The 13002-nt window shown below is 66.2% G+C and carries 10 protein-coding genes; 5 read left to right on the plus strand and 5 right to left on the minus strand.

Annotated features, from left to right (window positions below; translation table 11 throughout):
- Nucleotides 1-128 precede the first annotated feature (128 nt).
- Together thrS and E6C48_RS07395 are read left to right on the plus strand one after the other, a co-directional pair.
- Nucleotides 129-2117 carry a threonine--tRNA ligase gene (gene thrS / locus E6C48_RS07390; protein WP_136355617.1) on the plus strand — a complete coding sequence of 663 codons (1989 nt, stop codon included), beginning with the start codon at nucleotides 129-131 and terminating at the stop codon, nucleotides 2115-2117.
- A 98-nt stretch (nucleotides 2118-2215) separates the two neighbouring features.
- Nucleotides 2216-3250 carry a lysophospholipid acyltransferase family protein gene (locus E6C48_RS07395; protein WP_136355620.1) on the plus strand — a complete coding sequence of 345 codons (1035 nt, stop codon included), beginning with the start codon at nucleotides 2216-2218 and terminating at the stop codon, nucleotides 3248-3250.
- On the opposite strand, the gene E6C48_RS07400 is transcribed toward E6C48_RS07395, so the two are convergent.
- On the minus strand, nucleotides 3154-4119 hold the full coding sequence (locus tag E6C48_RS07400) for a hypothetical protein (RefSeq protein WP_230978690.1): 966 nt from the start codon (nucleotides 4117-4119) through the stop codon (nucleotides 3154-3156). The two genes, E6C48_RS07395 and E6C48_RS07400, sit on opposite strands and share 97 nt — an antisense overlap.
- A 126-nt stretch (nucleotides 4120-4245) precedes the next feature.
- On the opposite strand from E6C48_RS07400, the gene E6C48_RS07405 reads away from it, so the two are divergent.
- A complete protein-coding gene (locus tag E6C48_RS07405) occupies nucleotides 4246-4830 on the plus strand; it encodes a nitroreductase family protein (RefSeq protein ID WP_136355622.1) in 585 nt (194 codons plus the stop codon).
- Here E6C48_RS07405 and E6C48_RS07410 read toward each other — a convergent pair.
- Nucleotides 4806-5702 carry an HpcH/HpaI aldolase/citrate lyase family protein gene (locus tag E6C48_RS07410; RefSeq protein ID WP_136355940.1) on the minus strand — a complete coding sequence of 299 codons (897 nt, stop codon included), beginning with the start codon at nucleotides 5700-5702 and terminating at the stop codon, nucleotides 4806-4808. The genes E6C48_RS07405 and E6C48_RS07410 overlap by 25 nt on opposite strands.
- Nucleotides 5702-6154, minus strand: a complete 453-nt coding sequence (locus tag E6C48_RS07415) for a MaoC family dehydratase (protein WP_136355624.1) — start codon at nucleotides 6152-6154, stop codon at nucleotides 5702-5704. Before E6C48_RS07415 ends, E6C48_RS07410 begins: the two co-directional genes overlap by 1 nt.
- Before the next feature lie 138 nt (nucleotides 6155-6292).
- Between E6C48_RS07415 and E6C48_RS07420 the strand changes: the two genes are divergently transcribed.
- Nucleotides 6293-7414, plus strand: a complete 1122-nt coding sequence (locus tag E6C48_RS07420) for a DUF2336 domain-containing protein (protein WP_136355942.1) — start codon at nucleotides 6293-6295, stop codon at nucleotides 7412-7414.
- A gap of 5 nt (nucleotides 7415-7419) precedes the next feature.
- Here the strand turns inward: E6C48_RS07420 and E6C48_RS07425 are convergent, their stop codons facing one another.
- Together E6C48_RS07425 and parE are read right to left on the minus strand one after the other, a co-directional pair.
- Nucleotides 7420-9468, minus strand: a complete 2049-nt coding sequence (locus E6C48_RS07425) for an FUSC family protein (RefSeq protein ID WP_136355626.1) — start codon at nucleotides 9466-9468, stop codon at nucleotides 7420-7422.
- Nucleotides 9469-9511: 43 nt separating this feature from the next.
- Entirely contained in the window at nucleotides 9512-11572 is a 2061-nt protein-coding gene (gene parE, locus E6C48_RS07430) for a DNA topoisomerase IV subunit B (RefSeq protein WP_136355629.1), read from the minus strand.
- Between the two features lie 251 nt (nucleotides 11573-11823).
- Between parE and E6C48_RS07435 the strand changes: the two genes are divergently transcribed.
- Entirely contained in the window at nucleotides 11824-12954 is a 1131-nt protein-coding gene (locus E6C48_RS07435; protein ID WP_136355631.1) for a GGDEF domain-containing protein, read from the plus strand.
- The last annotated feature ends 48 nt before the right edge of the window (nucleotides 12955-13002 follow it).

Genomic DNA, 13002 nt, shown 5'->3' on the forward strand with positions numbered 1-13002 from the left:
GTGGCCTGAGAAACCGGCGGCTGCCGCTTTACGACCTCCGATCCGCTGACTAAAAGACACGGCGCTGCCGGACCTTATCCGGCGATCAACCACCCGCGCTCGTTTGCGGGACTGGATAGGAGTGAAGAATGTCCCAGGTTTCCCTCACATTTCCCGATGGCTCCGTTCGCGACTACGACGCGGCGACCACCGGCGCGCAACTGGCCGAATCCATCTCGAAATCGCTGTCGAAGAAGGCTGTCGCCTATACGTTCGACGGTACACTGCGCGATCTCGCCGATCCGCTGGGCGCTTCCGGCGCGGTCGAGATCGTCACCCGCGAAGACCCGCGCGCGCTGGAATTGATCCGCCACGACGCCGCGCACGTTCTGGCCGAGGCCGTGCAGGAACTGTGGCCGGGAACCCAGGTGACCATCGGTCCGGTGATCGAGAACGGCTTCTATTACGACTTCGCCCGCAACGAGCCGTTCTCGCTGGAGGATTTTCCGGTCATCGAGAAGAAGATGCGCGAGATCGTCGCGCGCAACAAGCCGTTCACCAAGGAAGTCTGGGCGCGCGACAAGGCCAAGAAGGTTTTTGCCGACAAGGGCGAGGCCTACAAGGTCGAGCTGATCGACGCCATTCCCGCCGATCAGGACGTCAAGATCTACCATCAGGGCGACTGGTTCGACCTCTGCCGCGGCCCGCACATGGCCTCGACCGGGCAGATCGGCTCCGCCTTCAAGCTGATGAAGGTGGCCGGCGCCTATTGGCGCGGCGACAGCAACAACCCGATGCTGACGCGCATCTATGGCACCGCATGGGCCGACCAGGTGCAGCTCGACGCCTATCTCACGATGCTGGAGGAAGCCGAGAAGCGCGACCACCGCAAGCTCGGCCGCGAGATGGACCTGTTCCATTTCCAGGAGGAGGGGCCGGGCGTCGTCTTCTGGCACGCCAAGGGCTGGCGGGTCTTCCAGAACCTGATTTCCTACATGCGCCGCCGCATCGACGACGACTATCAGGAAGTCAACGCGCCGCAGGTGCTCGACAAGTCGCTGTGGGAGACGTCCGGTCACTGGGGCTGGTATCAGGAGAACATGTTCGCGGTGAAGTCCGCGCATGCCTTCACCCATCCCGACGATCCGGATGCCGACCAGCGCGTCTTCGCCCTGAAGCCGATGAACTGCCCCGGCCATGTGCAGATCTTCAAGCATGGCTTGAAGTCTTACCGAGATCTCCCGATTCGGCTTGCCGAATTCGGCAACGTCCATCGCTACGAGGCATCCGGCGCCCTGCACGGGCTGATGCGCGTGCGCGGCTTCACCCAGGACGACGCGCACATCTTCTGCACGGAAGAACAGCTCGAGGCGGAAATCCTCAAGATCAACGACCTGATGATGTCGGTTTATGAGGATTTCGGCTTCGACGAGGTTGAGGTCAAGCTCGCCACGCGCCCGGAAAAACGGGTCGGCACCGACGCCATGTGGGACCATGCCGAGGATATTTTGCGGCGGGCGCTGGCGAAGATGGCGCGCGACGACAACCGCATCAAGACCGGCATCAACGAAGGCGAGGGCACCTTCTACGGCCCGAAGTTCGAATACACGCTGAAGGACGCCATCGGCCGCGAATGGCAGTGCGGCACCACGCAGGTGGACTTCAACCTGCCGGAGCGATTCGGCGCCTTCTACATCGGCTCGGATTCGGAAAAGAAGCAGCCCGTCATGGTGCATCGTGCCATCGCCGGCTCGCTGGAACGGTTCCTCGGCATCCTGATCGAGAACTTTTCCGGTCATTTCCCGCTCTGGTTCGCGCCGGTGCAGGTGGTGGTGGCGACCATCACGTCCGATGCCGACGACTACGCCGCCAAGGTCGTCGCGCGGCTGAAGGCCGCCGGCCTGACCGCCGAGGCCGACCTGCGCAACGAGAAGATCAACTACAAGGTGCGCGAGCACAGCCTCGCCAAGGTGCCGGTCATCCTGGTGTGCGGCCGGCGCGAGGCGGAGGAAGGCACCGTCAACCTGCGCCGTCTCGGCTCACGCGACCAGCAGGCGCTGACTCTGGACGAGACAGTCTCCGCTCTGGTCGAAGAGGCGGTGCCGCCGGACCTGCGCCGCAAGCGCGCCCTGGCCTGATGAGGTCGCCCCTGACGGGAACGGCCTGAAAAGGTGGCGGTGGAGCATTCCACCGCCATTTTCATGTGCCTGTCATCGCTGGCGGCTATCCGGTCTTCATGCCAGCCCTGAAGACGCGACCGCGACCGTTTCCCGAGCTTTCCTACGCCAATGACGGGCAACCCCCTCTTGCGCGATGGTTCATCCGGTCGATCGAAGGCCTGTCCGGACGCGACCGCTTTGCTGTCCTGTACGATTTCTGGCGCCGCGACGTCGCCCCCACAGGCCATCTCATCTTCGGCCGCATGCTCGAACTGATCGACGTCACGATACGCAATGCCGACAGCTGGCCGCCGGAGGTCCTGCCCGATACGCCGCTCGTCATCGTCGCCAACCATCCTTTCGGCATCGGCGACGGCATTGCCATCCTGTCCCTGGCCGAACGGCTCGGCCGCCCTTTCCGTGTGATGATCCACAAGGATCTGCTACGGGTGCGCGAAATGGAGCCGTATGCGCTGCCGGTCGATTTCTCGGAAACCAAGGAAGCGTTGAAGAACAACATGGCCGTGCGCCATGAGGCGGTGCGCCTCCTGAAGCAAGGCGTAACGATCGTCGTCTTCCCCGCCGGCGGGGTCGCCACCGCGCCGAAAGGCTTCGGGCGGGCAAGGGACCTGCCGTGGAAGATGTTTCCGGCACGCCTCGTCCAGGACGCAAAGGCGTCCGTGATCCCTGTCCATTTCTCCGGCCAGAACGGCCGGTTGTTCCATATCGTCAGCGGACCGATGAATCTGGCGGAGCGGCAAGGGCGCCTTGCCAGGTTTATCGGCAGGGCGTCGCTGACCTTGCGCATTTCCCTGCTGATCCGCGAATTCGCGCGCCTGTCCGGCAGCGTGATCGAAATGCGGGTCGGTGCGGTATTGCCGTGGAACGAGCTTGAAAGCCTGCGCGACCGAAAGGCGCTGTTGGGCAGGCTGCATCGCGCGGTATTCGATCTGGAGCCGAAGCGTCCGGGGAGGCGTTTCGGCCCGCCGCCGCTCTGGCGTCGGAGTGCCTTCGCTCAGTCCGCGCCTTCTTCCGGATCGATGGCCGAGGCTTCCGAGGCGATCACCTCGACTTCCGTGTTCTTACCGGCCTCGACGGCGAAATCTTTCTGATAGATGCGGTCGCGGTTCTTGGCGATGACCGTGTACTGGCCCTCGGCCAGAACCATCGGGGCGTAGGCGCCGACGGCTTCCTTGACCGGGTCGCCGGCTCCGTTGAGCACCGACCATGAGGTGTCGGCGATCGCCTCGCCGCCGTCTTCGCGCACCAGCTTCATGGTGACTTCGGCCGCATGGTGCTCGACCGTCGCTTCGGTCAGCTTGCCGGCCTCGACGCGGATGTCGGAGCGGACCACCGCGTTGGTGGCGCCATAGGTCGAAACGACATGGTAGGTGCCCGCATTGAGCCGGATGACCGTGTTGGGCTTGACGTTCGGGACAATCAGCGCCCGTTCGCCGCCGGCCTCGGCCTTGCCCTCGTATATCGAGAAGCGCAGCTTGCCGGGCGGGATGCGCTGGCCGCCGGCAAGCACGGCATCCAGTTCGAGGCCGCCGGCGTCGAGCACCAGGCTTTCGCGCTTCGGCTCGCGGCCGACGGTGATTCGCTTGGTGGCTCCGGCACGCCCGTAGGAGGCGTGCACCAGATAGCTGCCTGGCTCCAGCGTGAAGGCGGCCGTGCCGCCATGCGCCGACGCCACCATCGGCAGCTTGCCGTCGGCGCCCGGTTCCGGCTTGAAGACGCGCCAGACGATACCGCGGGTGATGTCGGCGCCCCTGTCCATGAGCTGGGCGCTCAGTGTCACGTCGCCATGTGTGCCTGAGGCGAGGGACTTGTCGCCATGGGGCGGCGCATAGCTGGAGATGTCGGGAAGGTTGAGGTTCTTCAGGACGTCCTTTTCCTGTGCCGTTGCAGGTCCGCTGACGGCGGCCAGCAGCGCTACCGCACAGGCAAGCGACAAAAGGTGGAAACCCCTCGAGATCATGCCTTGCGTTGAAGCCCAATGCGGTGGCAATTTCAAGGCCTGCCGGCGCTCTCGCGCCACGCCCGAGCCGCCGATTCTTTCCCAAAGGGCGCGCTTCAGCCAAATCCCGTTCAGGAGAACCGCGCCATGTCGTCGCCTATCATCGATTTCCTGCTGACCCGCAGTTCGGCTCCCATCTCGGAGTTGCTCGAACCAGGGCCGAGCGACGCCGAGATCGCCACCATCATCGCCGCGGCCTCGCGGGTACCCGATCATGGCAGGCTGGTGCCGTGGCGCTTCATCCTCTATCGCGGCGAGGCCCGCGTCGAGATCGGGGAGAAGCTGGCCGAACTGGCCGAAAGCCGTGAAGGGCCGCTGGCGGAAAACCGCCGCAACCAGGAACTGGCGCGGTTCTCGCGCGCGCCGCTGGTCATCGGCGTCGTCTCCAGCCCGAAGGAAAGCCCGAAGATCCCGCAATGGGAGATGTTCCTGTCGGGCGGCATGGCGGCGATGAACCTCGCGCTCGCGGCCAACGCGCTCGGCTATCGCACCAACATGATCACCAACTGGTATTCCGACGTGCCGGAGGGCAGGGCGATCCTCGGCCTCGCGCCGCATGAGCGTGTCGTCGGCTTCGTCCACATCGGCACCTTCTCCGGCGCCGCGCCGGAACGGCCGCGTCCCGATCCGGCGACGCTCGTTACCGACTATTCAGGCCCTTGGGGGGAATAGACGCCGGCCGCTCTTGCCCGCGCCAGCAGCCGTTCGGCCAGCCTGAGGTGCGGGCGGTCGAACATCCTGCCGTCGATCGAGACGACGCCCGGATCGCCGGCGGCCGCGAAGGCGGCCACCACGGCCGCTGACCTCTCGACCGCCTCGCGCGACGGCGTGAAGGCCGCGTTGATGACCGGAACCTGGTCGGGATGGATCGCCATCTTGGCGGTGAAACCGTCTCGCTCGGCCTCGGCGCATTCGGCCGCGAAACCGGTGGCGTCGCGGAAATCCGGATAGACCGTGTCGACGGCTGCGACGTCGGCCGACGACGCGGCGAGCAGGGTGAGCGCCCGCGCCAGCCGGAACACATCGGTGTAGCGTCCGCTGCCATCGCGGGCGGCCTGCGCACCGATCGCCGCCGAAAGGTCCTCCGCGCCCCAGGTCAGGCCGGCGAGCCGGGCACTTGCGCCGGCGTAGCTCGCGGCGGCAAGGACGGCGCCGGCGGTCTCGGTAACAATCGGCAGGATCTTTATCCCACCGTCCGGCAGGCCGGCTTCGGCCTCATGCACCCTGAGTTTGGCCGAAAGCTGCTGCACGTCCTGCCCACCGCCGGACTTCGGCAGCATGACGCCGTCCAGCCGAACCGGCACGAGTGCTGCGAGATCCTCGTCGGTCAGGCCGCTCTGAAGGTCGTTGACGCGGACATAGACGGCTGCCTGCGTATTCCCCCGGTGCGCGGCGATGAAATCCGCCGCGATGCGACGCGCCGCCTGCTTGTTGGCGAGGGCCACGGAGTCTTCCAGATCGACGATCACCACGTCCGCTGCAGAAGCGAAACCCTTTTCCAGCTTGCGCTCCGAATCGCCGGGTACGAACAGCAGCGAGCGCATCAGGCAGGCTTTTTCCACATCATCGCCTGACGCACGCAGCGGGCCACCAGCACGTCATTCTGGTTGTAGGCGCGATGCTCGAATTCGACGATGCCGCGATCCGGCTTCGACTTCGAATCGCGCGCCGAGACCACGGTCGTCTCCACGCGGATCGTGTCGCCGTGGAACACTGGATTCGGGAAGACCGTCTCCTTCATGCCGAGGTTGGCGACGGTGGTGCCGACCGTGATGTCGTTGACCGAGATGCCGATCATCAGGCCGAGCGTGAACAGCGAGTTGACCAGCGGCTTGCCCCACTCGGTCTTGGCGGCGAAGTCGAAGTCGATATGCAGCGGCTGCGGGTTCAGCGTCATCACCGAAAACAGCACGTTGTCGCTTTCGGTCACGGTCTTGCGCAGGGAGTGCCTGAAGACTTGGCCAATGGTGAATTCCTCAAGATAAAGTCCGGGCATGATGTCCTCCGTTGACGGTTGATAAGACGCCCGGTCGCGGCCTTCAAGCCGGTTAAGGAACATGGTGAACCCTTCGTAAACCAATTCCCGTCTAACGTCGCCGTGGGTTAACGGGCGGGCAGGGGCATGGCGGCAGGAATGGTCGTTTCGCATTTCCTTCATTGGATCGACACCGCAAGGGTGGCCGAACGCGCCGCTGCCGCCACGGCGCTCGCCAGGGCCTATGTCAACGCCGAGCTGCCGTTCGAGGATCGCTGCGCTGCCGAGGCGGCGCTGACGCTGCTGCTGGACGATGCCTCCTCCAAGGTGCGGCAGGCGCTGGCCGAGGTGCTGTCGACCAGCCACCACGCTCCGGTGCAGATCGTGGCGGCACTTGCCGCCGACCAGCCGGAAGTGGCCGGTCCGGTTCTGGCACGCTCGCCGTTGCTGACCGATTCCGACCTCATCGACCGCGTGGCAGGCGGCGCGCCGGCGACGCACAGGCTGATCGCCGATCGGCCGATGCTGTCCATGGCCGTCTCCGCAGCGCTTGCCGAAATCGCCGGCCCGGAGGCCTGCGTCATCCTGGTTGCCAATTCCGGCGCCGAGATCGCCTCGCTGAGCTTCCGGCGCATGGCGGAGCGCCACGGTCATGTGGCGCTGCTGCGCGAAGCCCTGATCGGTGATCCGCGCCTGCCGGCCGATTGCCGCCACATGCTTTTGACCAAGCTCGGCGAAGCGCTGACGGGCTCGCCGCTGGTGCTGGCGCTGATGGGTCGGGCGCGGGCCGACCGGGTCATGCGCGACGCCTGCGTGAAGGCATCCGTCACCCTGATCGAGAACACGCGCGCCGGCGAGCATCCGGCCCTCATCGAACATCTTCGCCTGCGCGGCGACCTCACGGCCTCTTTCCTCATCCGCACGGTGGCGCACGGCAAGATCGATTTCTTCGGTTCTGCGCTGATGGCGCTGACCGGCCATTCCGGCGAGCGGGTGCGCTCGCTGCTGGCCGGCGGCCACGACACGGCTCTGCTGGCGCTGTTTGGTGCCGCCGGGCTCGCCCGGTCGACGCATACCATCATCTTGCGTGCGCTGAAGGTGTGGCGCGAGGTGGCCAACGGCCGCCGCGTCGCCGGCGTGCAGGAAGTCAGCTGGCTGATGCTGAAGGAACTCGGCGGGCAGGCCGCCGAGGGCGACCTCGCTATGCTGGTCAAGTCGATCCATCTAGACGCATTGAGGCAGAACGCCCGCGGCCACGCACTGGCGATTGCCGCCGCCTGAGCACCTCATTTCGCCCGGAAGAAGGCCGGGTGGTCCTCTATGGCCGCCGCGATGACACGTAGCGAGGCGCCCGCGTGAAGCGACGTCGCCTGGCCATCGGTCGCGATGGCGTCGGCCCTTGCCCGCATATTGTCCGCCGTCACCGAAGGCTTGCCGGCTCCGGGCCGCACCAGCAATTCGCGCGCGAAGAGTTTTAGGAAGTCGCCGATTGCGCCCTCCGCTTCCCGCGTCAGGCTATGGGCCGGCAGCAGGGCGCGCAGCCTGAGCAGTTCCAGCCCGACGGCGACAGCCGCGATGCTGCCCCCGAACAGCGCCTCGCCTTTCCGGCCGGCCCGGGCGGCCAGCGGCAGCAGCTGGTTGATCCGGTCGTAGGCGAGGCTTTCGAACGCCGAGCGGCGCGGCGCGCGTTCGTGCAGGCACAGCCGCACCAGATCCTCGCGCATCGCCTGAACGATCCGGCCGACGGCGGCGGCGGGGTCCACCGGCAGCACGACGAGATAGACGCCGATGGCCAGCAGTTCGCCGATGAGGATCGACAGCGAGCCGGCGCCGAAGACGGTGGGGTTGTAGACCATCGTCTGGTGCGGGCTGAGGAAGGCGAGGAAGTTGATGGCGAAGGCGGTGGCGACGCCGACGGTGCGGGGATTGGCCATGGCCAGCGCCGCCGGAATGAGGATCGGTACGACGAAGACCATGAACCAGCCGAAGCCAGGCAGGGCAGGCAGGACGAGCTGGCCGACGACGAAGGCGAAGGGCAGGGCGTAGAGCGTACCCTTGAAGAAGCCCCAGGCGACCTGCACCGGATCGGGGCGCGGCGCGAACAGGCTGGACACCACGGCGATGATGATGACGACGCCTTCCAGTTCGGACCAGCGCGTCGCGATCCAGAAGGCTGCGACCAGCATGGTGGCGATGGTGGCACGCACGGCGTTGCGCCAGGCGCCGTGATGGTCGCGGTGGATGACCAGTGCCGGCTGGCGGCGGTCGCGCGTGCGCCGCGACGGCGGCCGACGCAGCGCATCCAGCCCGAGCAGAACCTCGCGCAGCGCTTCGGCGAATTCACCGGCGATGGTGAGCCGCGAGACGGTGCCGATGCGGTCGGCGCCTTCCGCGCCGCCGGCCGCTGGCACCTTACGCGCCTCGTCGGCGATCGCCGTCAGCCGCTCGATCCACGGGCGGGTATCGTCCAGCGGGCTGGCCGCCAGTTCGACCAGCAATGCCCGAAGGCGCTCGCGCACCGGCATCAACGCCACGTTTCCGGGCGCCGAATGGGCGCGCAGCATGCGCGCCGCCGACAGGGCGGACAGAAGGTGTCCGATGGTGCGCCGGACCGGATGAGCCCGCGTCGCCTGGCTTGGCGCCTCCAGCCGCGCATAGGCGCGCATTTCGCCGAGAGCCCCGGCATCGGCGACCAGCTTGCGGTAAAGCGCTTCCAGCTTCGCATCATCGACCGCGCCGAAGGCGTTGGCGCCGTAGGTTGCGAGATCGTTGACGCAGCGCTTGAGCCGCGCGCCCATGGCGTCGCCGGCAAGCTGGGGCAGGATCAGCCGGCTGGTCACCGCCGCGCAGACGATGCCGATGACGATTTCAGCGCAGCGGGCGGTGGCGAGCTCGGTCAGCAGATGCGTTTCGCCGAAGGCCGGCAGGGCGATGATCGTGGCGGTGTAGCCGGCAAGGGCCGCGCCATAGGCTTCCGGATTGCGCAGCAGCGAGGAGACGAAGGTGCAGACGCCGATCCAGAGCGACAGCACCGCCACGAACAGCCACGGGTTGGCGCCGAACAGCCAGGTCAGCGCGATCGCGGCGGTGGCGCCGGCGAGTGTTCCGGCCAGCCGGTAGAACCCCTTGGCCAGCACCATGCCGGCGACGGGTTGGGCGACGATGAAGACCGTCATCATCGCCCATTGCGGTTCGCCGATGTTCAGCGCGTAGGCGATGAGAAGCGCGATCAGCCCGGCGGAGACGGTGCGCAGCGCGAAAATCCAGTCCGAACGGGTGGGGCGCGGCACGCGGCCGAGCCAATCGCCGATGACGCCTGCCGGCCACGCATTCACCGCTCCACCTCCGCGTTCGGCAGGCAGGCTGGACGCACCCGGCTCAGATGTCCAGAACCTCGGCCTCGGCGAATTCGGCGCGCTCCTGGATGAAGCGGAAGCGCGCCTCCGGCTTGGTGCCCATCAGCGCGTCGACGGCGTCCTTGGTGGCGCTTTCCTCGTCCAACACCTCGACCCTCAGCAACGTGCGCTTCTTCGGGTCCATGGTGGTTTCCTTGAGCTGGCCCGCCATCATCTCGCCCAGTCCCTTGAAGCGGCCGATCTCGATCTTGCCGCGTCCGGTGAATTCGGTGCGCAGCAGCTCGTCCTTGTGCGCGTCGTCGCGCGCATAGGCGACCTTGCCGCCCTGGCGGATCGAATAAAGCGGCGGTACCGCCATGTAGAGATGGCCGTCGAGGATGAGCTGCGGCATCTCCTGATAGAAGAAGGTGATGAGCAGTGAGGCGATGTGGGCGCCGTCGACGTCGGCGTCGGTCATGATGATGACGCGGTCGTAGCGCAGGTCGGAATCGCGGTATTTCGAGCGCGTGCCGCAGCCGAGCGCCTGGATCAGGTCGGAAATCGTCTGGTTGGCGGCGAGCTTGTCGTTGCCGGCCGAGGCGACGTTGAGGATCTTGCCGCGCAGCGGCAGCACCGCCTGCATGGCGCGGTCGCGCGCCTGCTTGGCCGAGCCGCCGGCCGAGTCGCCCTCGACGATGAAAAGCTCGGCACCGGCGGCTGCGTTCTGCGTGCAGTCGGCGAGCTTGCCGGGCAGGCGCAGCTTGCGCACCGCGCTCTTGCGCGAAATCTCTTTCTCTTGCCGGCGGCGCACCCGCTCGTCGGCGCGCGCGATAACCCAGTCAAGCAGCTTGGTCGCTTCCTGCGGATTGTCGGCCAGCCAGTGGTCGAACGGATCGCGGATGGCGTTCTCGACGATGCGGATCGCCTCGACGGTGGCCAGCCGGTCCTTGGTCTGGCCGACGAATTCCGGCTCGCGGATGAACACCGAAAGCATGCCGGCGGCCGAGATCATCACGTCTTCGGAATTGACGATGGAGGCGCGCTTGTTGCCGGTCAGTTCGGCATAGGCCTTGAGGCCGCGCGTCAGGATGTTGCGGAAGCCGGCCTCGTGCGTGCCGCCTTCATGGGTCGGGATGGTGTTGCAGTAGGAATGGACGAAGCCGTCGCCGCCATACCAGGTGACGGCCCATTCGATCGACCCGTGGCCGCCCTGCTTTTCGCTTTTCCCTGCAAAGACTTCGCGGGTGACCTGGAAGTCACCGTTGAGGGAGGCGGCGAGATAGTCTTTCAGGCCGCCGGGGAAATGGAAGTCCGCCTTGGGTGGCGTGTCGTCCTTTTCCTTCAGCAGCGCCGGATCACACGACCAGCGGATGTTGACGCCGCCGAACAGATAGGCTTTCGAGCGGGCCATGCTGAAGACGCGCGCCGGCTCGAAGGCCGCACCCTTGCCGAAGATTTCGGGGTCGGGATGGAAACGGGTGCGCGTGCCGCGGCGATTGTGCACCTCGCCGAGCTTCTCCAGCGGCCCCTGCGGAATGCCGCGCGAAAAGCGCTGGCGGTAGAGCTGCCGTCCGCGTGCGACCTCGACCTCACAGGAATCGGACAGCGCGTTGACCACCGACACGCCGACGCCGTGCAGGCCGCCGGACGTCTCATAGACCTTGGAATCGAATTTGCCGCCGGCGTGCAGCGTCGTCATGATAACTTCCAGCGCCGACTTGTCCTTGAATTTCGGGTGCGGATCGACCGGGATACCGCGGCCGTTGTCGGTGACGGTGAGGAAACCGTCGGCCGAAAGCTCGACCTCGATGAAGGTGGCGTGGCCGGCCACCGCCTCGTCCATCGAATTGTCGATGACCTCGGCGAACAGATGATGCAGCGCCTTGTCGTCGGTGCCGCCGATATACATGCCCGGCCGCCGGCGCACCGGCTCCAGTCCTTCCAGCACCTCGATGTCGGCCGCGCTGTAGCCCTCCGACCCGTCGCGCGGCGCGGCCTTCTTCGCGGCAGCTGCCTGCACCAGCGGATCGGCCGGGCGCGAAGGCGGGCGTACGGCTTGCGGCTGTTTGTCCGAAGTGCCGAAGAGGTCGTTCATGTCGTCCATGCGGGAGGCGAGGTCCGATGTTGCGAATCACAGATGATATTGCCACGCTTTCAGCGTGGAGGCACGGAAGTTCGCGTTCCGTTCGCGCGGTCCATCCTGCAATGCCGATGCTTCGCCGCAGGTATGGAACTGCAATATCCTGCGGGAAAATGCAAATTTGAATGAAGTGCGGTAATCGTCTGCAAAGCATTCTCCTGTAGGGCTGACGCTGATCAGCGCGGGGGAGGTCGAAACTGCCGGATTTCACATCGATGCTGCTGGCTGTCGGCTTCTCGGGCGTTTGCCTGAGCGCGACCCTGCTCGGAGTCTGGACCTCGACCCGCCGGGACAGCTTCCTGCTGACCTGGGCCTTTGGCGTCCTGCTTCTGGTCGGCCATGTGCTCGTCTACTGGAATTACGTGCAGGCCCCGTCGCTTCCGCTGCTGGCGGGCTTCGTGGCCTTCCTGGCCGCCGGCCTTGCTTTTCTTTACGGAGCAGCCCGGCAATTCTGTTCGGGGCAGTCGCCGTTGCGCTCGTCGCTGCTAGCCGGTCTCACGGTCTTCGCCCTTGAAGTTCCCTTGCTGCTGGCCGGCTATGACGGCGCGGCCATGATGGTGGAGAATTTCGGCGCGCTTACCGTGCTGGGTCTGACCGCATGGGTTTATTTCCGGCATCGGTCTGATGCACCGATCCCCATGGTCGCGCTCGCGGCGATGTACATGGCCTGCGCCGTTTCGTTCGGATTGTGCGGACTGATGCTTGTGCTGAATGGTCGATGGACCATCGGCCACGCACCGCAGAACTGGGCCGAGGACCTGAGCATCATGGTGGCGGTGGCCAGCATGACCGGCATCGGCGCGCTCTCGCTGGCGCTCAACCAGGCGCGCAACGCCGCGCGCCACCGCGCCGCGTCGCTGCGCGACCCGCTGACGGGCGCGATGAACCGCCGGGCGCTTTTCTCCCGCCACGGCGAGCGGTCCTTTGGCGCCTATATGGCGATCGCCATGTTCGACCTCGATCACTTCAAGCGCATCAACGACACCCACGGCCATGCCACGGGCGACCGTGTGCTGTTCAGCTTTGCGGAAGTCGCGAGGCGCCATTCGAGGACGAACGACGATCTGATCAGGCTCGGCGGCGAGGAATTCGCGCTGGTCATGCCGCGCATCACGGAAGAACAGGCGCAGGCGCTGGTGCGCCTCATCTCCGAGGACTTCGCGGCCACGGCGATGACGACCGATCTCGGACCGCTGTCCTGCACGGTCAGCGCCGGCATCGGCTTCGGCCATGCCGAAGGGGCGAGGCTTGAGGAAGTGCTGCACAAGGCCGACGCCGCGCTCTATGCGGCCAAGCGCAACGGCCGCAACCGCATCGAATACAAGAACTGGCGCCTCGTCGGCTGAACCGGTTGCAACGATCCCGGAAAAGCATCAGGCCGGCGTCGCCGCCGG

The organism is Ollibium composti (assembly GCF_004801285.1).
Classification (GTDB): Bacteria; Pseudomonadota; Alphaproteobacteria; order Rhizobiales; family Rhizobiaceae; genus Mesorhizobium; species Mesorhizobium composti.

Bases quoted from the DNA above. Each gene is read 5' to 3' on its own strand.
- E6C48_RS07435 (WP_136355631.1), top strand. From the start codon at position 11,824: ATGCTGCTGGCTGTCGGCTTCTCGGGCGTTTGCCTGAGCGCGACCCTG.
- E6C48_RS07395 (WP_136355620.1), top strand. From the start codon at position 2,216: ATGCCAGCCCTGAAGACGCGACCGCGACCGTTTCCCGAGCTTTCCTAC.
- thrS (WP_136355617.1), top strand. From the start codon at position 129: ATGTCCCAGGTTTCCCTCACATTTCCCGATGGCTCCGTTCGCGACTAC.
- E6C48_RS07400 (WP_230978690.1), bottom strand. From the start codon at position 4,119: ATGATCTCGAGGGGTTTCCACCTTTTGTCGCTTGCCTGTGCGGTAGCG.
- E6C48_RS07410 (WP_136355940.1), bottom strand. From the start codon at position 5,702: ATGCGCTCGCTGCTGTTCGTACCCGGCGATTCGGAGCGCAAGCTGGAA.
- E6C48_RS07420 (WP_136355942.1), top strand. From the start codon at position 6,293: ATGGTCGTTTCGCATTTCCTTCATTGGATCGACACCGCAAGGGTGGCC.
- E6C48_RS07405 (WP_136355622.1), top strand. From the start codon at position 4,246: ATGTCGTCGCCTATCATCGATTTCCTGCTGACCCGCAGTTCGGCTCCC.
- parE (WP_136355629.1), bottom strand. From the start codon at position 11,572: ATGGACGACATGAACGACCTCTTCGGCACTTCGGACAAACAGCCGCAA.
- E6C48_RS07415 (WP_136355624.1), bottom strand. From the start codon at position 6,154: ATGCCCGGACTTTATCTTGAGGAATTCACCATTGGCCAAGTCTTCAGG.